The organism is Streptomyces sp. NPDC102441 (genome assembly GCF_044765585.1).
Taxonomy (GTDB): domain Bacteria; phylum Actinomycetota; class Actinomycetes; order Streptomycetales; family Streptomycetaceae; genus Streptomyces.
Window position 1 is genome coordinate 703,611 of the sequence record NZ_JBIWKH010000001.1, and the last position, 21,221, is coordinate 724,831.

15 protein-coding genes are annotated in these 21,221 nt (G+C 70.4%); 3 read left to right on the forward strand and 12 right to left on the reverse strand.

Features of this window, described 5'->3' with window-relative positions:
• Window positions 1-24: 24 nt before the first annotated feature.
• The 6 genes from ACIREO_RS03275 to ACIREO_RS03300 all read right to left on the reverse strand — a co-directional run bounded on the left by ACIREO_RS03275 (window position 25) and on the right by ACIREO_RS03300 (window position 9,250).
• The gene (locus tag ACIREO_RS03275; protein WP_404104256.1) at window positions 25-1,647 is read right to left on the reverse strand and encodes an ABC transporter substrate-binding protein; all 1,623 of its coding nucleotides are present in this window, start codon (window positions 1,645-1,647) and stop codon (window positions 25-27) included.
• A gap of 443 nt (window positions 1,648-2,090) precedes the next feature.
• Window positions 2,091-3,965 carry a translational GTPase TypA gene (typA, locus tag ACIREO_RS03280; RefSeq protein WP_404104259.1) on the reverse strand — a complete coding sequence of 625 codons (1,875 nt, stop codon included), beginning with the start codon at window positions 3,963-3,965 and terminating at the stop codon, window positions 2,091-2,093.
• A 335-nt stretch (window positions 3,966-4,300) separates the two neighbouring features.
• On the reverse strand, window positions 4,301-6,532 hold the full coding sequence (locus tag ACIREO_RS03285) for an ABC transporter substrate-binding protein (RefSeq protein WP_404104262.1): 2,232 nt from the start codon (window positions 6,530-6,532) through the stop codon (window positions 4,301-4,303).
• Between the two features lie 231 nt (window positions 6,533-6,763).
• Window positions 6,764-7,315 (reverse strand): isochorismatase family protein, encoded by a 552-nt coding sequence (locus ACIREO_RS03290; RefSeq protein WP_404104265.1) that lies wholly within the window; start codon window positions 7,313-7,315, stop codon window positions 6,764-6,766.
• A 31-nt stretch (window positions 7,316-7,346) separates the two neighbouring features.
• On the reverse strand, window positions 7,347-8,777 hold the full coding sequence (locus ACIREO_RS03295) for an MFS transporter (protein ID WP_404104268.1): 1,431 nt from the start codon (window positions 8,775-8,777) through the stop codon (window positions 7,347-7,349).
• Window positions 8,774-9,250, reverse strand: coding sequence for a MarR family winged helix-turn-helix transcriptional regulator (locus ACIREO_RS03300; protein WP_404104271.1), 477 nt, complete (start codon window positions 9,248-9,250; stop codon window positions 8,774-8,776). Before ACIREO_RS03300 ends, ACIREO_RS03295 begins: the two co-directional genes overlap by 4 nt.
• A 156-nt stretch (window positions 9,251-9,406) precedes the next feature.
• On the opposite strand from ACIREO_RS03300, the gene ACIREO_RS03305 reads away from it, so the two are divergent.
• Window positions 9,407-11,530: a TPM domain-containing protein gene (locus tag ACIREO_RS03305; RefSeq protein ID WP_404104273.1), complete on the forward strand. Its 2,124-nt coding sequence runs from the start codon at window positions 9,407-9,409 to the stop codon at window positions 11,528-11,530.
• Between the two features lie 68 nt (window positions 11,531-11,598).
• The gene (locus ACIREO_RS03310) at window positions 11,599-12,312 is read left to right on the forward strand and encodes a PspA/IM30 family protein (protein ID WP_404104276.1); all 714 of its coding nucleotides are present in this window, start codon (window positions 11,599-11,601) and stop codon (window positions 12,310-12,312) included.
• A 42-nt stretch (window positions 12,313-12,354) separates the two neighbouring features.
• On the opposite strand, the gene ACIREO_RS03315 is transcribed toward ACIREO_RS03310, so the two are convergent.
• The 3 genes from ACIREO_RS03315 to ACIREO_RS03325 all read right to left on the reverse strand — a co-directional run bounded on the left by ACIREO_RS03315 (window position 12,355) and on the right by ACIREO_RS03325 (window position 16,076).
• Window positions 12,355-14,925, reverse strand: coding sequence for a SpoIIE family protein phosphatase (locus ACIREO_RS03315; protein ID WP_404104487.1), 2,571 nt, complete (start codon window positions 14,923-14,925; stop codon window positions 12,355-12,357).
• A 194-nt stretch (window positions 14,926-15,119) separates the two neighbouring features.
• Window positions 15,120-15,557: an ATP-binding protein gene (locus ACIREO_RS03320; RefSeq protein WP_404104278.1), complete on the reverse strand. Its 438-nt coding sequence runs from the start codon at window positions 15,555-15,557 to the stop codon at window positions 15,120-15,122.
• Window positions 15,558-15,671: 114 nt separating this feature from the next.
• Window positions 15,672-16,076, reverse strand: coding sequence for a (deoxy)nucleoside triphosphate pyrophosphohydrolase (locus tag ACIREO_RS03325; RefSeq protein ID WP_404104282.1), 405 nt, complete (start codon window positions 16,074-16,076; stop codon window positions 15,672-15,674).
• Between the two features lie 337 nt (window positions 16,077-16,413).
• Between ACIREO_RS03325 and ACIREO_RS03330 the strand changes: the two genes are divergently transcribed.
• Complete coding sequence (locus tag ACIREO_RS03330) at window positions 16,414-19,068, forward strand: DUF6493 family protein (RefSeq protein WP_404104284.1); 2,655 nt, start codon at window positions 16,414-16,416, stop codon at window positions 19,066-19,068.
• 360 nt (window positions 19,069-19,428) lie between these two features.
• Here the strand turns inward: ACIREO_RS03330 and ACIREO_RS03335 are convergent, their stop codons facing one another.
• The 3 genes from ACIREO_RS03335 to ACIREO_RS03345 form a co-directional block, all read right to left on the reverse strand.
• Window positions 19,429-19,614 carry an SPOR domain-containing protein gene (locus tag ACIREO_RS03335; protein ID WP_404104287.1) on the reverse strand — a complete coding sequence of 62 codons (186 nt, stop codon included), beginning with the start codon at window positions 19,612-19,614 and terminating at the stop codon, window positions 19,429-19,431.
• 214 nt (window positions 19,615-19,828) lie between these two features.
• Window positions 19,829-20,029 (reverse strand): hypothetical protein, encoded by a 201-nt coding sequence (locus ACIREO_RS03340; RefSeq protein WP_404104289.1) that lies wholly within the window; start codon window positions 20,027-20,029, stop codon window positions 19,829-19,831.
• A 345-nt stretch (window positions 20,030-20,374) separates the two neighbouring features.
• Window positions 20,375-21,121, reverse strand: coding sequence for a GntR family transcriptional regulator (locus tag ACIREO_RS03345; RefSeq protein ID WP_404104292.1), 747 nt, complete (start codon window positions 21,119-21,121; stop codon window positions 20,375-20,377).
• Between the last annotated feature and the right edge of the window lie 100 nt (window positions 21,122-21,221).

Below are 21,221 nucleotides of genomic sequence, written 5' to 3' on the forward strand. Positions count from 1 at the left end.
CGAGTGGGGGCCCTCAGGCGTGTGCTACTTGACGGTGACGTCGGTCATGACGTAGTCGCCGCGGAAGTCGATGGCGACGTTGCCGACGGACTTCCCGTAACCACCGTTGATCTTGTAGTTCCAGAGCGGGATCGCCGGCATCTTCTCCAGGACGAGCTTCTCCGCCTCCTGGTACGCCTTGGTCGCCTCTTCGAGGGACGCCGCGTTGTCGCCCTTCTTGAAGGCCGCGTCGACCTCCTTGTCGGAGAAGCGGCCGTTGTTGGCCTCGGCGGTGGTGCCGTACAGCTCCCGCATGAAGTTGACGTTCAGCGGGTAGTCGGCAACCCAGCCACCGCGGTACATCGACTTGACCTGGTCGTTGTCACGCGCTTCCAGGTCGGTCTGGAAGTCCGGCTTGGCGTCCGGGACGCAGTCGACGCCGGTCGCGTTGCGGATGGACTCGCAGACCGCGGTCACCCACTCCTTGTGGCCGCCGTCGGCGTTGTACTGGATCCAGAGCTTGTTCTCCGGAACGCCGCCGCCTTCCTTGATGAGCTGCTTGGCCTTGGCCGGGTCGAACTTGAACACGTCGGTGTCCAGGTGCTGGTTGCCCGCGACGCCCGGGGGCGTGAAGCTCGTGGCGGGCTCGCGGGTGCCGTTGAGCACCGTCTTGGTGATGGTGTCGCGGTCGATGCCCATCGACAGACCCTGGAGGACCTTCGGGTCGATGCCCTTGAAGGTCTTCGAGTAGAACGTCGGGACGATCGACTGGACGGCCGCGTACGGCTCCTCGACCACGCGGTCACCGAGGTCGGTCTTGTAGTTCGGCAGGTCGCGAGGGCCGACCTGGCGGATCATGTCCAGGTTGCCGGACAGGAGGTCCTGGTACGCGGCCTCGACGGTCGCGTAGTTCTTGAACAGGATGCCCTTGTTCTTGGCCTTGTTCGGACCCTGGTAGTCCGCGTTGGCCTTGACCTGGATGAGCTTCTTGTGGTCCCACTTCTCGAAGACGTAGGGACCGTTGCCGACCGGCGCCTGACCGAACGCCTTGGTGTCCTTGTAGAACACCTCGGGCAGCGGGGCGAAGGTGTAGTAGCCGAGCTTGTACTCGAAGTACGGGACCGGCTTGTCCAGCTCGATCGTGAAGGTGGTGTCGTCGACCGCCTTCAGACCGGACATCTCCGTGGACTTGGGGTCACCCTTCTCGGGGTGGACGTCCGCGTAACCCTTGATGTCCTCGAACCAGAAGGCGTTCTGCTGGTTGTTCTTGCTGTTGGCGTACCAGTTCCACGCCTTGATGTAGGACTCGGCGGTGACCGGGGTGCCGTCGTGGAACTTCCAGCCGGGCTTGAGCTTGACGGTCCACGTCTTGTTGTCGTCCGACTTCACGGACTCGGCGTTCGTGTAGACGATCTTGCCGTCTCCGTCGAACTCCAGGAGCTGGGTGAACAGCGACTGGATGACGTAGCTGCCGAGCTGCTCGTTGGTGTCGGCCGGAATCAGCGGCTTCTGCGGCTCACCGACGTCGACGGAGACGTAGCCCGCAGGCTTGCCCTTCTCCTTCGAAGCCGAGTCGCTGCTGTCGTCGCTGCCCCCACCACAGGCAGTCGCGGCCAGGGCGATGATGGCCGCTCCCGCGACCCACTTGGCGCTCTTGGCACCGCGCATGGGTTTCCTCCTCATGAGTCCACTTTTGACTACAAGAGGGGCACTGGACAGATCCACCGACACCCCTGACGGCGATCGTTTGCAGTGCCCCGAGTGTGCTCGTGAGTCCGCACTCCCCACAGTGCGCCGACCCATTGACCCGAGCTCAGTGGAGCCAACTATTAAGGAACACCGGGCTGTAAACCACACTTAAAGGGTATCGGTTTGACAACATCGAGAAGCCATGGTTGCCCGAAATCCGGACAAAGGGATCCCAGACAGACACCCCCGAAACGGACCGTTAACACATGTTCCGGAGAGCGACGCACGATATCCGGACACCTTGCTCAGAAAAACAAGTTGACGAAAGGCTCGGACCCCCACAGTGTCTGCGGGGGTCCGAGCCTCATGTCAATGGCTCGTTCCGGCGGTTCGTGCGCCCGAACGGCCCGGTCCGGGCCGGGTCAGCCGTTCTTGGCGCGCGAGGCCGTGCGGCCACGCTGCTTCTGGTCCAGGACGACCTTGCGGATACGCACGGTCTCCGGGGTCACCTCGATGCACTCGTCGTCGCGGCAGAACTCCAGCGACTGCTCCAGCGAGAGCTTGCGGGCCGGCACCACGTTCTCCGTGGTGTCCGCGGAAGCCGCACGCATGTTGGTGAGCTTCTTCTCCTTGGTGATGTTCACGTCCATGTCGTCGGAGCGCGAGTTCTCTCCGATGATCATGCCCTCGTAGACCTCGGTGGTGGCCTCGGTGAAGATGACGCCGCGCTCCTGGAGGTTGACCATCGCGAACGGCGTCACGACGCCCGCGCGGTCCGCCACCAGCGAGCCGTTGTGACGGGTGCGCAGCTCACCGAACCACGGCTCGTGGCCCTCGAAGAGGGAGTGGGCGATGCCCGTGCCACGCGTCTGGGTCAGGAACTCCGTACGGAAGCCGATGAGTCCGCGGGACGGGACGATCCACTCCATGCGGACCCAGCCCGAACCGTGGTTCGTCATGGTCTCCATACGGCCCTTACGGGTCGCCATGAGCTGTGTGATGGCGCCGAGGTGCTCCTCGGGGCAGTCGATGGTCATGCGCTCGATCGGCTCGTGCGTCTTGCCGTCGATCTGTTTGGTGACCACCTGCGGCTTGCCGACGGTGAGTTCGAAGCCCTCGCGGCGCATGGTCTCGATGAGGATGGCCAGGGCGAGCTCACCGCGGCCCTGGACCTCCCAGGCGTCGGGACGCTCGGTGTCCAGGACACGGAGCGAGACGTTACCGACCAGCTCGCGGTCCAGACGGTCCTTGATCTGCCGGGCGGTGACCTTGTGGCCCTTGCCGCCCTTGCCGACCAGCGGCGAGGTGTTCGCACCGATGGTCATCGAGATGGCGGGCTCGTCGACCGTGATCAGCGGCAGCGCGATCGGGTTCTCGGGGTCGGCCAGCGTCTCGCCGATCATGATGTCCGGGATACCGGCGATCGCGCAGATGTCACCCGGGCCCGCCTTCTCGGCCGGCTTACGGGTGAGCGCCTCGGTCATCATCAGCTCGGTGATGCGGACGTTGGACATCGTGCCGTCACGCTTGATCCACGCGACGGTCTGGCCCTTGCGCAGCTCGCCCTGCTCGACGCGGCACAGCGCGATACGGCCGAGGAAGTTGTCGGCGTCCAGGTTGGTGACGTGGGCCTGGAGGGGGGCGTCCTCGTCGTACTCCGGGGCCGGGACCGCGGAGAGGATCGTGCTGAAGAACGGCTCCAGGCTGTCGCTGTCCTGCGGGACGGTGCCGTCCTCGGGCTTCGTCAGCGAGGCGACGCCGTCACGGGCGCAGGCGTAGACGATCGGGAACTCGATCTGGTCCTCGTCGGCGTCCAGGTCCAGGAAGAGGTCGTACGTCTCGTCGATGATCTCGGCGATCCGGGAGTCCGGCCGGTCCGTCTTGTTCACACAGAGGATGACCGGCAGCCTCGCCGTGAGCGCCTTGCGGAGCACGAAGCGGGTCTGCGGGAGCGGCCCCTCGGAGGCGTCCACGAGCAGGACGACCGCGTCCACCATCGACAGACCGCGCTCGACCTCACCGCCGAAGTCGGCGTGGCCGGGGGTGTCGATGATGTTGATGGTGATGACGTCGCCGCCATCCTTCGGGTGGTACTTCACGGCCGTGTTCTTGGCCAGGATCGTGATGCCCTTCTCACGCTCCAGGTCGTTCGAGTCCATCATGCGTTCGTCGAGGTTCTCGGCGGCGTGCGCGGCGAAGGCGCCCGCCTGCTTGAGCATGGCGTCGACCAGCGTGGTCTTGCCGTGGTCGACGTGGGCGACGATGGCTACGTTACGGATGTCGTGGCGCGTGGGCATGGGTGGCTTGCGCTTCTCTCGGATCGTGGGATCAGGCGTCTCAGTCGGTCTTCGAGTCCTCGTACGCCCGCCGGGCGGCACGCCACGGCTAGTCCCATGGTACGGGCCAGACGGGTCCGGGACTTCCCGGCCCGGTCCGCGGGGCAGGGCTACAGCCACTATTCGGCCGATATTCAGCCAGTATTACGTCATCGTCCAGCCGGTGGGCGGCCGGACGGCAAGGGGTGTGAGAGGACGAGCAGCCCGGGTCTGGGCGGACACCACCTTGCCCGCCGGGGGCTCCGGCGGGCAAGGGAATTGAGCTGCATCTGAGCTTTGATTATGGCTTTGACCTGCTACTTCTTCCGATTCGCGGGGGAACCTGCCGCTTGTCGCGCGGTGAATCCGATGTCCTCGTAGCGAGGTGCGGCGAAGCCGAAGGCGCCGATGTTCGCCAGCTTCTTGTCGACGGCGACCAGCTGTGGCCTCTGATACAGCGGAATCGATCCCGCGGCGGCCCAGATCCGTGCGTCCGCCTGCCTCAGGAGGTCCCTCGACGCGTTGGCGTCGAGCTCGGAGACCGCCTGGTCGAAGAGCTGGTCGATATGGTCCGAACCGACCCGCGTGTAGTTCTGCTCGACGAGCAGCGAGCCGTCGGTCGCGGGCTCGGGCTTGGCGAAGATCGGGCGGCCGTCGGTCGCCGGGTAGGCGGTGGCGGGCCAGGAGTACAGGGCCATGTCGTAGTCGCCGGAGGCGATGTGGTCCTTGAAGTAGCTGTCGTCGTCGACCTTGGTGATCTGCGTGCTGATGCCGATCGAGTCCAGCATCGCGACGATCTTCTCCCCGACGGTGCGCAGCGGCTGCGATCCGGGGCCCGAGGGCAGGACGAAGCGGAGGGTCAGCGGCTTGCCCGCCTTGCCGATGCGGTCCTTGACCGAGGCGGGGGCGGGGGCGGCGGTTCCCGCGGGGGCGTAGGCGCCTGCCTGGCCGCCGGGCTGCTTGTCCTGCGCGGTGACGTCGGTGCCGCCGGCGGAGCGGTCGCCCGGCTTGTCGTCGCCGACGATGTACGTCCCCTCCTCGCGCGAGGCCTTGTCGTCCTTGTCCGCCTTCTCCGCCTTGTCGGCGCCCTTCTCCTCGGCCTTCTTCTCCTCGGCCGTCTTCTTCTCGTCGGCCTTCTTCTCGGCCTCGCTGCCCGCCTTGGTGTCCTCGGTCTTGCGGACGGCCCCGCCCACGGTCCATCCCGCGTCGGCCAGCAGCGCCTGCGCCTCCTTGGTGTCCCGGTCGCCGAGCGCGCCGCTGCCGTCCTTGTATCCGGGCTGCCCGGCCAGGGCCAGGTGGCTGCCGGGCGGCTTCGCGGGCAGGCCGAGGGGCTTCAGCACGGCGTCGGCGAGCTCCTGGCGGTCCAGGGTGCGGGCGATGGCGCGGCGCACCCGGTCGTCGGAGAGGGGCCCGGTCTCGCCGTTCAGCGCCAGCTGCGTGTAGGCGGGCTCCAGCGACTTGCGTACGGCGAAACCCTTCAACGACTTCTGCTCGGCCGCGTAGACCGCCACGGCTTCCCGGTTCTTCTCGCGAGCGGCCTGCGCCGTCTCGGCGGCCTCCTCGTCCGAACCGTGGGCCAGCGCCCAGGACCGCAGGGCGGCGGCCGGGGTGATGTCGGCTCCGGGGCCGTGGGCGGGCGGCCCACCGTTCCCTCCGCGGTAGCGGGCGGCGAGGGCGACGTCGTTCGCCGTCGCGGCGTCGATGTCGGCGACGTCCACCGCTCCCCCGGTCAGCGCCTCGGTCCGGTCCTTGGGCTCGACGGCGCGGAAGACCAGGGATTCGAGCTTGGCCTCGTTGCCCCACCAGCGTGGGTTCCGGTCGAGCACGACCGTCCCCTTGCCCTTGTTCACGCTGCGCAGCCGGAACGGCCCGGCGGTGTTCTTCAGGGTCGTCCTGGCACCGTCGTTGAAGGTGCCGGGCGACCCGGTCACCTCCTTGGGGTACAGCGGCGAGAAGAGCGAGCGCCAGTCCGCGTACGGCTTCGAGAACGTGACCCGGACCTGCAGATCGTCCTTGCCGCGTTCGATCTTCTCGATCCGCTCGTACCCCGCGTTGCGCGCGGTCCAGAAGGCCGAGTCCTTCCCGCTCAGCGCGCGCCACTGGGCGACGAAGTCGGGGGCGCCGATCTCCCGGCCGTCGCTCCACACGGCCTGCTGGTTGAGCTTGTAGAGGACGACCTGCTTGGGCTCCTGCTCGATGACCTTCGCCGACTCCAGGTAGTCGGGGTTGAGCTTCGGCTCACCCTGGGCGTCCAGCGGGAAGAGCGAGGGCAGCAACGCCCCGGTGATCCGGGTGGTCGCGCTGTCGGCGTCGGCCTGGAAAGCGTTGAGGGTGGCGGGGACCGCGTCGATCGCCCAGGTGAGGGTGGAGCCGTCGGTCACCCGGTCCCGGGAGGCCGGGGCGATGTCCTGCGGGAAGGCCACCGAGGTGGGGCCCTCGCTGTCCGAGGTGCAGCCCGCCAGTACCGGGATCGTGAGCACACCTGTCGCCAGGAGCGCGACCGAGCGGCGCTTTCGGGCCGTCCCGCGTGGGACGCCGACGTGGGCCATGGCTGATACCTCCGGGGCCGGCCCGGCCCACCCCGTACCGGAATGGACCGGATGATGCGTACTGGTGGCATTTGCAGTTGATCAGACTGATTCGCTGATCCACTGAAAGCACCTGCACGCGCGGGAGGCGGCAGACGCGGCCGCTGGGGACGCGGAAGTCACCCGTGCGGCCCCGGCCCCGGCCCGGCCCGGCAGGCTCCCAGAGCCTGTCGGAGGCCGTCCGGCAGGCTCTTAGCCCAGGAGCTTGACGATCGCGGCGGTGGTGCCGGTCTCGCCGAGCCTCGGGAAGATCTTCTCGACGCTGTTGCGGTGGGCGTCGGCGTCCATGTCGGTGACCGCGTCCGTGGCGATGGTGACGTGGTAGCCGTGCTCGTGCGCGGCGCGGGCGGTGGACTCGACGCCGATGCTGGTGGCGATGCCGGTGACCACGACCTGGGTGATGCCGCGGCGGCGCAGTTCGAGGTCGAGCGCCGTGCCGTGGAAGGCGCCCCACTGCTGCTTGGTGACGACGGTGTCGCCGTCGCGCGGGCCGAGCTCGGGCAGGATGTCGGCCCAGTCCGCTGCCGGCTTGCCGGAGGGCGCGCGGCCCTCGTTGCGGCCGGGGGCGCCGCCCGTCACGCGGACCAGGAAGACCGGGAGGTCCTTGGCGCGGAAGGCGTCGGCGAGGGTCACCGAGTTGGCTACGACACCCTCGGCCGGGTGGGCCGTCGGGAGGGCGACGATGCCCTTCTGCAGGTCGACGACGACGAGTGCGGTCCGGGGGTCGAGGACGGTGGCGGTCATGTGGGTACTCCTTGATGTGCTGGTGTCAGGATCAGGTGCGTGCGCGCAGCGCGCGGTCGGTCAGGGTCAGGACGGTCAGCAGGACGGCCAGGACGACGGAGACCGCCGCCATGAGGTGCAGTCCCGCGTCGCTCGCCGCGTCGGCGTAGGCCAGGGCGATCAGGCTGGACGCGGTGATGGCTCCGATGTACTGGGCGGTGCGCTGGAGCCCGGCGGCGGCCCCGATGCTCTCGGGGGGCGCGTAGGCCTGGACGGCCGCCTGGTTGCTCGTCCCTATGAGCCCCTGCGGGGCGCCGAAGCACGCTCCGGCGAGCAGCAGGACGGCGAGCGGGGTGTCGCCGGAGAGGAACACCAGGATTCCCGCACCGACGGTGAGCAGCAGGCAGGCCACCGTCAGCGGGGCGCGCAGGCCCTTCGTACGGGCGCCGAGCAGCGAGCAGACGAGCGCGGTGACGGACATGGGCAGCATGAGCAGCCCCGTGTACCCGGAGGAGAAGCCGCGGGCCTCCTCCAGCCACTGCGTGTAGCCGTACATCACGCAGTAGATCAGCAGATAACTGAGGCCGTGGCGCGCGTACGTGCGCAGCAGGGGGCCGTTGCCCGCGAGCATCCGGATGTCTATGAACGGCTGGTCGGTGCGCAGCTGCCACCTGACCAGGACGGCCGCCAGGACGGCGAAGGGGGCGAGCAGCCACCACTGCGGGTGTGCGAGGTCGAGCAGGAAGAAGACCAGCACCGTCAGGGCGGCGGTGAACAGGCCGATGCCCAGCGGGTCGAGGGAGAGCTTCGGCGTGGACCCGTCGGCGGTCCGCTCGCGCGGCGGGTCGGCCGGGACCCAGAGGAGCGCCGCGCCGAAGGCGAGCAGGGCGATCGGCACGTTGACGGCGAAGATTCCGCGCCAGCCGACGACCGACACGAGCAGCCCGCCGAGTGCGGGGCCGACGGCGGCGCTGCCGAGGGCGGCGAAGGAGAGCCTGGCGAGCACGGGGCGCGGGGTGGGGCGGCCGAGCCGCACCGACTCGTCGCGCAGGACGGCCATGGCGGCCGGGTAGGCGGCCGACGTGCCGACGCCGAGCAGCAGCCGGGAGACGATCAGGGTGCCGAATCCGGGGGCCAGGGCGCCGACAAGACCGGACGCGATCACGACGACGAGGCCGGCCAGGAACACCCGTCGCGGGCCGAGGGTGTCGGCGAGCTTGCCGAGGACCGGCTGGGCGACGGCGCTGGCGAGGTAAAGGACGGAGATGAGCCAGGCGGTGTCGGCGGCCCCGATGCCGAAGGAGTGTCCGATGGCCACCAGGGCGGTGGAGATCATCGTGGTGTTGAGCGGATTGAGCAGGGAGCCCATCAGCAGCGGCGCGGTGAGCCGCGCGCTGAACCCGGGACCGGGTTCCACGGGCAGGGGCGACCGGGGCTCCGCCTCCGGCGCGCCGGAGGTCAGATCCGTCCCGTACCGGGTCACTTGTCGACCAGACGGCCGATGAGTTCGACGGCCTCGGCGAGCGTCCGGCGCTCCGCCCCGTCCAGTTCGCCGGCGATCGCGTCGGCCAGCCAGCCCCGCTTGGCGGCCCGCACCCCGGCCAGGACGGTGCTCCCCTCCTGGGTCGCGGACACCACCGACTTGCGGCCGTCCGCCGGATGGGGGGCGCGGGTGACGAACCCCTGACTCTCCAGGGCGCCGAGGGTCAGCCGCATGGACTGCGGCCGCACGAGCTCGGCCCTGGCGAGTGCCGCCGTGGTGGTCGGTCCGCCGTCCTCGAGCCTGGCGAGGACCGAGCGCTGGGAGGGGGTGAGCAGGCTGTCCGCCGAGGAGCTCCGCAGCCGCCTGAGCAGCCTGCCGACCACGGCCGAGAGGTCCGTCGCCACTCGTTCGGCCGTCGGGCCGACGGGGGGCTGCGGCGCCGCGCTCTCGGGCTTCTCGGATGTTCCGGACATGTTCTCCACCGTAAAGATGGACAGGGCATCTTGCAAGGCAACCTGTCCATTGTTGGGCAAAGCCCGGCGTGAGCCGCGAACGGCGCCACGAACCCGGCCACTGTCCCCGGCGCCGGGTCGCGGGCGGTAGTGGGCGGACATAGCCTCCCAAATGTGATGCCGTCTGCGAGCCGTACCGGGTTGTCCCGGCCTTCGATACCCGGCAGGGTCCTCATCGCCGCCCTGGCAGTGATGCTTTGGATCGCCCTGCCGGGCGTTCCCGGAGCCCGGGCCGAGGAACCCGTGACCCTGTCCCGTGACGGGCAGGTCACCGACAAGGTGGACGCGCTCGGTGACCGCGAACGGCAGGTCGAGGCCGCTCTCGACCGTTTGTTCGACGAGCGGCAGGTGCAGCTGTTCGTGGCGTACGTCCGTGACTTCTCCGGCCGGGACGCCCAGACCTGGGCCGACGAGACCGCGAACCGCAACGGCCTGGGCCAGGAGGACGTGCTGCTGGCCGTGGCCACGCACGACCGGCAGTACGCCTACTCCGTCGACCAGGGATCACGTCTCACCGACGGCCGGCTCCAGGACGTGGCGAACACGGCGATCGAGCCGGCGCTCCGGCAGAACGACTGGGCCGGGGCCGCGATCGGGGCCGCCGACGGCTACGCCGCGGTGCTCGCCGGGGACGCCGTGCCGGTCCCGGCCGTCACACCGGGTGCCGCCGATCCCGGGAGCGCCTCCGGCGGTGGTTCCTCGGCGAACCTGATCGTGCCCCTGGCGGTCCTCGTAGTCGCGTGCGCCGTCGCCGCCTTCGCGCTCACCCGCCGCAGACGGCGTATGAAGTCCCGTACGACTCCGGCGGCGGGCGGCTGGGGCGGCGAGCCCGGAGCGGCGGCCGAACCGCCGGCCCCGCTGCCTGACCTGGACGCGCGGGCGAAGGAGGATCTGGTCGACACGGACGATGCCGTGCGCACCAGCGAGGAGGAGCTCGGCTTCGCCACGGCGCAGTTCGGCGATGAGGCCGCGGCCCCGTTCGCCGAGGCCGTCCAGCACGCCAGGAACGAGCTGACCGCCGCCTTCCGGCTGCGCCAGCAGCTGGACGACGCCTTTCCCGAGGACGACGCGACACGGCGCCGCATGCTCGACGAGATCATCAGCCGCTGCGCTGACGCCAACGGACGTCTGGACGCCGTGTCCGAGGACTTCGACCGGCTGCGCGCCCTCGAACAGACCGCCCCGCAGGCCGTGACCACAGCCGAGACCGCTTTCCGCGACCTGGCCGCACGCGTCTCCGCATCGGAGACCGAGCTGGGTGCGATGCGCGAGCGCTACGCCGGGTCGGCAACCGCTCCGGCCGCCGGGGACGTCGAACAGGCCAAGGACCGGCTGGTCTTCACCACCTCCGCCCTCACCCAGGCACGCCAGGCCGTGGACAGCGGCGACAACGCGCAGGCGGCGGTGTACGTCCGTGCCGCCGAAGGCGCGATCAAGCAGGTCTCCACCCTCGTGGACGCGGTCGGCCGGCGGGCCGGGGAACTGGCCGAGGCGGCGGACAGGCTGCCGGGCGCGCTCACCGAGACGGAGACGGACCTGGCCGACGCCAGGGGGCTGCTCGACGGCACCCCCCAGGGTGTGCCGACCGCGGACCTGCGGGGCCGGGTCGCCCGTGCCGAGGCGGTGGCCGGCGATGTACGGGGCGAGATCGGCTCCGGCCCGTACGACCCGATCGACGCGCTGCGCAGGGTGGAGGAGGCCGACGCGGCGCTGGACGAGGCGCTGGCCGGAGCCCGCGAGCAGGAGCACGGCAACAGGCGGGCCCGTTCGCTGCTCGACCAGGCGATGCTCACCGCGCGGGCGGCGATCGGTGCCGCCGCGGACTACGTCACCACCAACCGGGGCGCGGTCGGCAGCCAGGCACGCACCCGGCTCGCGGAGGCCCAGCGGCGGTGGGAGACAGCCCGGGAGCTGTCGGAGGGCCCCGACCCGCAGGCCGCCCTGACCGAGGCGCAGCAGGCGGACGCGCTGGCCGCGCAGGCGCGGAGCCTGGCCGAGCAGGACGTACGCGGCTATCGCGACGGGAGCGGCTTCGGCGGCCCGCGCGGCGGAGGCGGGGCGGGCGGCGCCGTGCTGGGCGGCATTCTCCTCGGCGGGCTGCTCGGCGGCGGGCGGGGCGGCGGCCTCGGCGGCGGGTTCGGCGGCGGGTTCGGTGGTTCCGGCGGGGGGTTCGGCGGCGGGCCGGGCAGCTTCGGCGGCGGGGGGACCCGTGGCAGGCGCGGCGGCGGGGGCCGCTTCTGACGGCCCCGCACACACCGGCCGCGGACTCCCACGTCCGTACGACAGGATTTCGCACAAGGAGAGGTGCCATGACCAAGCAGACCGTCCTCGGCCGCGTCACCCAGCTGGCGCGGGCCAACATCAACGCCCTGATCGACCAGGCGGAGGATCCGCAGAAGATGCTGGACCAGCTGATCCGCGACTACACCGACAACATCGCGGAGGCCGAGCAGGCGGTGGCCGCCACCATCGGCAACCTGAGGCTGATGGAGGAGGACCACCGGGAGGACGTCGACGCGGCCAGGGAGTGGGGCCGGAAGGCCCTCGCCGCGAGCAGGAAGGCCGACGAACTGCGCGCCGGGAGCTCAGGGGCGGAGGCCGACACCTTCGACAACCTCGCCAAGGTGGCGCTGGGGCGGCAGCTCCGGTCGGAGCAGGAGGCGAAGACGGCCGAGCCGACGATCGCCTCGCAGACGGTGGTCGTGGACAAGCTGAAGTCGGGGCTCGACCAGATGAAGAACAAGCTGACCCAGCTGAAGTCCAAGCGCGACGAGCTGGTCGCACGCGCCGCGTCCGCGCAGGCGCAGAACCGGATGACGGACGCCGTCAAGAGCATCGACGTCATGGACCCGACGAGCGAGCTCGGCCGCTTCGAGGACAAGGTGCGGCGCGAGGAGGCGAGGGCGGTGGGCAAGCAGGAACTCGCCGCTTCGTCCCTGGACGCCCAGTTCGAGCAGCTGGACAGCCTCGGGGAGAGCGCGGAGATCGAGGCCAGGCTCGCGGCCCTGAAGTCCGCTTCGTGACGGTGCCCGTCCCTGGGCCGGGCCCACATGCCTGCGGTGCTGTCAGTACATGCTCAGCAGCTGTTCCACGGAGAGTTCGGCGGCGGGGGCGCCGTCGGGCAGCGCAAGCTCGAACCAGACCGTCTTGCCGCGAGGGGTACGCCGCGAACCCCAGGCCGCGCTCAGCAGCCCGACCAGCTGCAGACCGCGCCCGCCCTCGTCGGTGTCGCGGGCGCGCCTGCGCCGGGGCTGGACGAGGCCCGCGTCCCACACCTCGCAGACGAGCGTACGGTCGCGGAGCAGCCTGAGCCGGATCTCGCCCTCGCCGTAGCGCAGGGCGTTGGTGACGAGTTCGCTGACGAGCAGTTCGGTGGTGTCCACCAGGTCGTCCAGGTCCCAGGCGCTGAGCTGTGCGCGGGCCAGCTCACGGGCGCGGGCGACCGAGCGGAGCTCCCGCGGCAGCCGCCAGTCGCCCACCGCGTCCGGGGCGAGACCCTGGATACGGGCCATCAGCAGGGCGATGTCGTCCTCGCCGTGCCGGGTGTCGAGGGTGGTCAGCACGTGGTCGCAGACGTCTTCGAGGGGCTGCGACGGTTCGGTGAGGGCGTGCCGGAAGGCGTCGAGGCCCTCGTCGAGCGGATGGTCGCGGGACTCGACGAGCCCGTCGGTGTACAGGGCGAGGAGGGCGCCCTCCCTCAGCTCCACCTCGACCTCCTCGAAGGGCTCGCCACCGACGCCGAGCGGCATGCCCGGGGGTACGTCGAGCAGCATGGCGGGCTCGCCCGGCTCGGCCACCACCGGTGGGAGGTGACCGGCGTTGGCGAAGGTGCACCGCCGGGTGACCGGGTCGTACACCGCGTACACACAGGTCGCCAGATACACCTCGGAGAGGTCGGCCTCGCGTGACTTGTGGGCGGCCCGCGACGGCCACTGGGCGCCTCCGCCCGCGCCGAAGCCGTCGCTCCGCTCGCCGCCTCCCGGGGTACCGAGGCCCCGGGCGACCTCGTCCAGCGCGGAGAGCACCTCGGCGGGTTCCAGGTCCAGGAGTGCCAGCGTGCGTACGGCGGTGCGCAGTTCGCCCATGGCGACCGCTGCCCGCAGTCCGCGGCCCATCACGTCGCCGACGACGAGAGCCGTGCGGTGCCCGGGGAGTTCGATCACGTCGAACCAGTCCCCGCCGACCTCGGTGGCCGTGTTGCCGGGAAGGTAGCGGCAGGCGATGTCCAGGCCCGCCGCCTCCGGGTCGCCCGGAGGGAGCAGGCTGCGCTGGAGGATGAGCGCCCGCTCGTGCTCCCGGCGGTAGAGGCGGGCGTTGTCGATACAGACGGCTGCGCGTGCGGCGAGCTCGGTGGCCAGCGCCCGGTCCCGCTCGCCGAAGGACTCGCTGCCCTTGGTACGGGAGAACTGAACGAGGCCGACGACGACGTCGTGCGCCACCATCGGCACGGCGAGGGTGGAGTGGACGAAGCCGCGTTCGTCGCCGGGCACGTTCTCGACGCGGCCGGTACGCAGGGCGACGGCACAGGGCGAGTGGAAGGGATAGCGGTGGACCGAACCGAGCGCGGGCGGGCCGGCGTCCCCGCCGGCGCCCGCCACGCCGCCGGACAGGGACTCGGGCAGGGCGTCGGAGACGGCGCTGGCATGGGCGACCCGGCGCAGCTCGGCCGAGCCTGTGCCGGATTCCTGGTGGCGCCTGCCCCAGCTGGCGGGCGAGGCCTCCTCGCCGGTGAGCAGTCCCTGGTAGAGATCGACGGAGGCGAGATCGCAGAAACCGGGCACGGCGACGTCGAGCAGCTCCCGGGCGGTGGTCTCCAGGTCGAGGGAGTTGCCGATGCGCGCGCTGGCCTCGTTGAGCAGGGCGAGATTGCGGCGGGCGCTGGCGGCCTCGCGGGCGGCGATGTGCCGTTGCGTGACGTCGGTGGCGAGTCCGGCGACGCCGACGGGGCGCCCGGCGCCGCTGTGCACCCGGTAGAGGTTCATGGACCAGTGACGCCGGCCCGTGGTGCCGCGCGGGGTGCCGACGAGCTGGAGGTCGGTGACGGCGTCACCGGTCTCCAGGACGCGCCTGAGCGTGGCGGAGAGGCGTTCGGCCTCCGGGCGGGCCAGGTAGTCGTCCACCGTGCGGCCGCGGTGGTCGTCGGCCTCGCCGCCGAAGACGGTGGCGAACCGCTTGTTCGCGCGCACGACGGTGAAGTCGGTACCGAAGAGGACGAAACCGAAGGGAGACTGGCCGAAAATCGCCTGCGAGGCAGCAAGGTCCGTCTCGATGCGCCGCAGCGCACCGACGTCGACGACGATGCACAGCGCGGCACGTTCACCGGTCTCCGTCTCGCTCGGCATGACGTAGATCTCGGCCATCCCGCGGACCGTGCTCTCGCCCGGGATCCGGAACGGGACGAGGCCCGTCCACTCCTTGCCGTCCAGGATCTCGCGGACCCGCCGGTGGGCATCGGGGCGCAGCTCGGCGGGCATGAACGCCTCGACCGGGTCCTTGCCCACCACCTCGGCGGAGGACATGCCGAACAGACCCGCGGCCCGTCGGCTCCACTGCTCGATCAGGCCGTCGGGCCCGATCGAGAACGACGCGACCCTGATGTAGTCATAGATCGAGCCGGGCGGGCTGCTCTGCCACATGACGTCGCCCGCCGTCCCAGGTATCTCGCTCACGCGACCGTCCCCTCCAGCTCACACACCGGACCGGTCCTGCCCGCAGTATTCAGCACTACGGGCCTCACCGGCACGGCGTTCACGATCACAGCACGGTCTCAGTCCCTTTCAGCCAGGTCCTGCCCGACCTCCGGTGATCGCTGTGCCGTCCCCTCCCACTCCTAACCAGGCAGAGCGAGCTCGAACCACACGGTCTTGCCACTCTTTCCGCGCCGGGTCCCCCAGCGGCGCGCGGAACAAGCCACGAGCTGCAGTCCGCGACCGCTCTCGTCCTCGGGTCCGGGCGTGCGTTCGGTGGGCGGATCCGGAACCGGATCGGAGACTTCCACCAGCAGGCCCCGCCCCTCCGCACCTGCGCCGGGACTCCCACCGTCGGGATGCGGCCACCGCACCCGGACGCCGATGGGGCCGGAAGCATAGCGCAGGGAATTGGTCACCAGTTCGCTGACGAGCAGCACGGCGACATCGCCCACCGACGAGTCGAACCCCCATTGATGAAGTGCGTCACGGACCGCATGCCTGGCGCTGCGCACGGAGCCCGGCACCGCCGGAAAGCTCCACTCGGCACAATCGCCTTCGGTATCGGTCACGCCGATCACTTCCCGGAGCCGGCAGCGGGGACACGCCCCATTCAAGGGCATAATCCGCACATACCCTGTATTTGCCGCGGCCTATCGCAGACGATGTCCTATGGGGCGTACGGGTGTACCCGCTCAGGCCCGCGAGGCCTCCCGCAGGCGGCGCACCACTTCGGCCACGGCGGGACGGTCCTGGTCGAGCCAGTCGACGGTGTCCGTCTCCTCCGGGGCGAGCCAGCGCAGCTCGTCGTGGTCCTCCAGCGGACTGGGCTCGCCCGACAGCAGCCGGACCGTCCACACCCGGAGCACATGGCCGGGCTTCAGCGGCCACTCCCCCGGGATGCGCTCCAGGGGCTCCGCCGCAACACCCAGCTCCTCCCGGAGTTCCCGTACGAGCGCCTGCTCGCCGCTCTCCCCGGGCTCCAGCTTGCCGCCGGGGAGCTCCCACCGTCCGGCCAGCTCCGGCGGGGCGCTGCGACGGGCGGCCAGGAGCCGCCCGCCGTCGCAGACGGCCCCGGCCACCACCACGGAATCACTCATGCGCGGGAGCGTAGCCGGTGACCCGCTCCCGGCCGCGATCCGCCGGTGCGCGTGCGGGGCGTCGCGCGGCAGGCGGGAGTCTGACGACAGGCCCTGAGCTTGTCCTGCCTTCCAAGCATGGGTCTGAGGGGTTGGGTGGCCGCCTCTGCAGCTTGTCAGTGGTGGCGCCTAGTGTCTCGAGCATGACGCAGGTCTCGCAGACGTACACCTATCTCCGCCCCTCCGCAGTAGGTAGTACCGCGGAGGGCGACGCTCTCAATCTCCGGCTGCTACGGCGTGTACGCGCGGCTCGGTCACACGGTATGACCTCCACCTCCACCTCCACTGGAGCCACCTGATGAGCGAGACCATCAACTACGACATCCCCGACGGGGCCACCGAGGGCGTGCACGCGCTGCTGCACGCCGTGCGCGAGGGCCGCGAAGAGGACGTCCCCGAGCTGCTCGGCCCGCTCACCGGCGCCGAGCGGCGCATGGGCGTGCCCGTACTCAAGTCGTGGCGCAAGATCACACGGGACAACTGGGACGACGGGCACTGGGCCATACGCGCGGCGCTGCTGGTCGCCGGGGCGGGGTGCTGCACCGGTGCGGCGGCCGCGGCCCAGTGGCTTGCCAGCGGCGACCTGCGGGCCTCCTATGACCCCTCGCTGGTCCTCGAAGCGCTGGGTGACCGCGACCCCGTATGGCTGGGCCAGGTGGCACACCGGCTGGCCGAGCGCCGCACGATCAGGGAGGCGGAGTACTCGCTGATCGCACAGCTGGTGCACGCCGCGGGCTGCGAGCCTCCCACGACGGACGGTTTCGTCATCGGCTGGGAGCGCAGCATCCCTGGCCGCGACAGGACGATCAGGGACAGGCTCCGGGACGACCCGTTCCTGACGGTGATGGTCCCCCGGCTCTTCGAGGTGCCGGAGGCCGGCTCGGACTTCGAGTACAGCGGGGGTGACACCGTCGGGTGGCCCGACGCGCTCGTCGGGCTGTCCGAGGAGGGGCTGCTCAGCCGCGAGATGCTGGTCGACGGCTGCCTGTCGCGCCTGATGCGCGGTGGCCGGCTCGGCATCGTGCAGGGCTTCCTTGTCCTCCTGACCGCCCTGGACCTGACGGAGGACGAGCGGGCGGCGCACACGCTCACCTGGGTGCGGATGGTGCCCGACGCCCACGCGCTGACGGTGGCGCGTGCCCAGGAGGCGCTGGCGGGGCTCGACGAGGCGGGCCGCCTGGAGAGCGAGCACCTGGTCGAGACATCGCGGGCCGCCCTGTCCCGGCCCGAGAAGAAGATCGTGCGGGCCCAGCTGACCATGCTCGACAAGGCGATGAAGCGTGAGCGGTCACGCACGGACGAACTGCTTCCCATGGCCGCCGAAGCCTTCGGCCACGAGGAGCACAGCCTCCAGGAGCGGGCTCTCGCCCTGGCCGTCCGCCACCGCAAGCACGCGAGCGGCGCCGTCCTGGCCGAGCTCGCGGCGAGCGCCGGGCAGCTCAGCCCCGACCTGCGCAGACGCGCGGCTGAAGCATTCGGCGACGTCACCGCTGGTGAGGACACCGGTGCGTCGGCCGCCGAGGGTGACGCGCTGCCGCCCGTGCCGAGCGCAGAGCGACTCGATCCGGTACCGCCCACCTCTGCAGAACTCGCCGAGGAGACCGGTGCGCTGCTGCGCCAAGACGGGACCTCCGCTCAGTGGGAACGAGTACTGAACGGTCTCGTGGTGCACGCCCACGCCGACCTGACGGGCCTCCGCGCTGCCCTGGAACCGGTCATGGCCCAGCGGACCGTGCACTGGCAAGCCGATTACCTGAAACAGGGCCTCGCGATCGTCGTCATGTCCATCATGGGCACGCCCTTGGGGAACGTGAGCGTCACCCTCGAGGCTCTCGGGCACCAATGTCCGCACTCAGCCCTCCGGTCCGTCTCCCTCATCCGCGCGGCCGAAGCCGGGGCGTGGATGAGCGCTGCCCCTTTGCCGTTCCTGCTGGCCACACCGACCTGGTCGACGGGAACCATCGACCCGATGGAGCTGGTGGCACGGCTCGCCGCGTACGAGGACTCCGGCACCGAACCCGGTCAGGCCGACTTCGACCAGGCCCTGCTGCGACTCGACCAGGAGGTGCCGCCGGAGGCGCGGGCAGCGGCGGCGAAACTCACATCACCGGCGGGACGGCGACTTGCCGCCTGCCTCACCTCCGGCGGACTACCCGATCCCGCGCTCTCCCGTGTCACCGACTCCCGGCCGAAGAGCCCCCACCTCGAATTGGGGGTGCTGGTCCGCACCGAGGCCGTTCCCGGGCACGAGGACCGTCCCGAGCCGTTCCGCTCCCTGCTCGGCGCACATGACCCCAAAGGGATCTCGTGCAGATGGAGCTGGGACGTGGAGTGCTCCTCGCACGCCTTGGCGCTCCTGCCCCAGCACCGGGAGGTCATCGCGGCGCGGATGCTGGTGCCCTTCGCGCTCCTGGCCGAGCGCGACGATGTCGGGCGGTGCACGCCCGTGCTGCCCACGCTGGCCGAGTCCGGCGGGCCGGCCGGGCCCGCCACCCATCTCCTCATGGCGTACGGCCTCGGCGCACGGCGCGTGGAGGAGCAACTGTTCGCCGTGGACGCGATGCTCATCCTGGCCGCTCGCGGACAACTCGACGCGGCTCGACTCGGCTCGGACATCGCCGAACTGACCGGCCTGCGCCGGCTCAAGCTCCAGCGAATCGTGATGGCGCTGCGGGAAGTGGTGCGCAGCGGAGGCCACGCCACGGTATGGGCGGTACTCTCGGCCGCCCTCCCCCTCCTGCTAGCGGGCGCAGCACCTCACGGCCTCCCCGCCGTGCTCACGCTCGCGGCCGAATGCGCGGAACGGTGCGGAGCCCGTGGGACGCCACCGGAGATCAACAAGCTGGCGGCACGCTCGGGCTCGTCACAACTGGTCAGACAGGCGCGGCGAATCAAGAGTGCGACCGAGATGCCAGTCGAAGAGCAAGGAGATGATCTTGTCGCTGTTCCCTGAGATGCTTGGCCAAGACAGGTTTGGCGGCTGTGCTTCCGCCAGAGCACTTTGACCAGCTGGACTTGTGGGACCGCCGCAGGCAAAGGCGGCGGTCGACACGTCCGCCCCTTTGGCCTCGATCACTCGATCAAACCAACGACGGCGCTCGGGACCGGGGAAACGGGGCTCATCCGGCTACCCGCGACCTACTCACTCGTGCCCCAGTCGTTCGACTCGGCGGTCGAGTCGTCGCGGGGCTCCGGGCGGCCAAGTCATTTGAGCCATCCAACGGCGACAAGCTGACAGCCATACCCGGAACCCCTGGGCCCGACGATCTTACGAAGGACCGCCTCAGACCCATGCTTGGAAGGCAGGACAAGCTCAGGGGCGTGCGCTCCGGCTCGCCGTCCGCTCCACCCAGTAGAGCTGCTTGTGTCCATGACGGTCCAGACCGTCCGCGATCCTCTGCGCCTCGTCCTGCGTCGCATAGCGCCCGACGCGGTATCTGTTGCCGTTGTCGTCCTGCCTGATCACCAGCCAGGGGAGCACGGCGCCGCTGTCCGTCATGACATTCCTCCCCAGCATCCCGCCCCTCTCGCCACCGGCGTGCACGTCTCTAAGGATCCCCAGGAAACCGCGGTACGCATATGCCCGAGCGTACGCCTGACCTTCACTCAGCGGATGCGTGTTTACACAAAGAGACACGCATCCGTCCATACCAAAGGGGGCGCATCCTTCCGAATGCGCCCCCTTCCGGCGTCTGGCGGCGTCCCCTCCGCTGTCAGCCGGCGGGGGTCCGCACGACCGGCAGCGGCATCAGCACCGGGCCGGCCGCGGGTTCCTTGCGGCAGACGTCTCCGCACTCCTGGTCCAGCGAGCGGCAGAGGGAACAGATCGGCCCCGACCTGACCATGCCGATGATCCAGACCCTGTGGTCCGGCTCCTGCTCCGCCGGGTCGGCGGGCGAGGCCCCGCTGTCCATCGTCCGTCAGTACATCGGAAGGAATAGTCCTCCCGGCTCTCGTCGGCCGCGAGCTTGGCGTAGCTGCGCCGGGGTGCCCGGGGGCCTTTCCCCGGCTCCTGTTGCGGCGCCTCGCCCGTCGCGGGCGTTGCGATGTCCGTCGTCGGTGACTTCCCGTCCGTCGGTCCGGTGTGCGGTGACGGACGGGAAGTCAGGGCTTGGACATGACAAGCCGTCACGGCGGACGGTTGCCCGCCGGTTACGCGCGGCGCGGGACTGTTGACTCGGCGTCAACCGGGGCGGACAGGCCGTCGCTCCCAGCGGTCACCACAGCCGTCCCACCTGTCGTCCCGCCCACCCCGGCGGCTACTTGACCGGCAGATGGTAGGCAATCCGGTAGCGGTCGGCGGGGACGACCACATCGGCCGTCTCCACCGCCAGCCCCGAGGCGTAGTACGTCCGCCCGATCACCATCACCACATGGCCCGGCACGCCGCCGAGTGCCAGGAGCTCCTCCGCAAGCCCCGGGCGCGCGCCGACGTCCTCCGCGACGTTGTCCACGACGATGTCGATGGCGGCCATGCGGTCGACCACACCGCAGCCGCCCAGCGGGCCCTCCTCCGGCAGCATCACCGGCGTACGCCCCGTCACGGCCAGGGGCTCCCAGGACGTGGACAGCATCATCGGCTCGCCCGCCTCCCGGAAGACGTACCTCGTGCGCATCACCCGGTCGCCGGGCTCGATCCCGAGCCGCTCGGCGATCTCGGCGCTCGCACCCTCCTGCTCGCTGTTGGACTCCCAGGTGCCCCGCGCCCCTTCCGCCGTCTGCTCCTGACGGAACGGGCCGGCTCCCGGCCGATAGCCGGAGCGGGCGATCCGGCGCGGGACCGGACGCGCCCGCACATACGTGCCGGAGCCCGAACGGCCCTCGACGAGCCCCTCGGCCATCAGCACCTTGCGCGCTTCGAGCGCCACGGTGTCCGAGACCCCGTACTCCTCGCGGATACGGGCCTGCGACGGCAGGCGGGTATGGGGCGGCAGCGCGCCGTTGACGATCTTCTCCCTGAGATCGCTCGCCACGCGCAGATAGGCGGGCTGCTCACCAAAAGGCACTGGCCACTCCCAACAGGTTGACAGACAGCAACAGCGTCGCAACCGTGGGTTCAGTACCGCAAGCAAGGGCCAGAGTTTCACTCGAAGTGATGATTCCCCG

Excerpts from the sequence above, each read along its gene's own strand:
- ACIREO_RS03305 (WP_404104273.1), top strand. The coding sequence starts at position 9,407 with ATGCCGTCTGCGAGCCGTACCGGGTTGTCCCGGCCTTCGATACCCGGC.
- ACIREO_RS03325 (WP_404104282.1), bottom strand. The coding sequence starts at position 16,076 with ATGAGTGATTCCGTGGTGGTGGCCGGGGCCGTCTGCGACGGCGGGCGG.
- ACIREO_RS03335 (WP_404104287.1), bottom strand. The coding sequence starts at position 19,614 with ATGACGGACAGCGGCGCCGTGCTCCCCTGGCTGGTGATCAGGCAGGAC.
- ACIREO_RS03290 (WP_404104265.1), bottom strand. The coding sequence starts at position 7,315 with ATGACCGCCACCGTCCTCGACCCCCGGACCGCACTCGTCGTCGTCGAC.
- ACIREO_RS03330 (WP_404104284.1), top strand. The coding sequence starts at position 16,414 with ATGAGCGAGACCATCAACTACGACATCCCCGACGGGGCCACCGAGGGC.
- ACIREO_RS03300 (WP_404104271.1), bottom strand. The coding sequence starts at position 9,250 with ATGTCCGGAACATCCGAGAAGCCCGAGAGCGCGGCGCCGCAGCCCCCC.
- ACIREO_RS03285 (WP_404104262.1), bottom strand. The coding sequence starts at position 6,532 with ATGGCCCACGTCGGCGTCCCACGCGGGACGGCCCGAAAGCGCCGCTCG.
- typA (WP_404104259.1), bottom strand. The coding sequence starts at position 3,965 with ATGCCCACGCGCCACGACATCCGTAACGTAGCCATCGTCGCCCACGTC.
- ACIREO_RS03275 (WP_404104256.1), bottom strand. The coding sequence starts at position 1,647 with ATGCGCGGTGCCAAGAGCGCCAAGTGGGTCGCGGGAGCGGCCATCATC.
- ACIREO_RS03315 (WP_404104487.1), bottom strand. The coding sequence starts at position 14,925 with ATGTGGCAGAGCAGCCCGCCCGGCTCGATCTATGACTACATCAGGGTC.
- ACIREO_RS03340 (WP_404104289.1), bottom strand. The coding sequence starts at position 20,029 with ATGGACAGCGGGGCCTCGCCCGCCGACCCGGCGGAGCAGGAGCCGGAC.
- ACIREO_RS03310 (WP_404104276.1), top strand. The coding sequence starts at position 11,599 with ATGACCAAGCAGACCGTCCTCGGCCGCGTCACCCAGCTGGCGCGGGCC.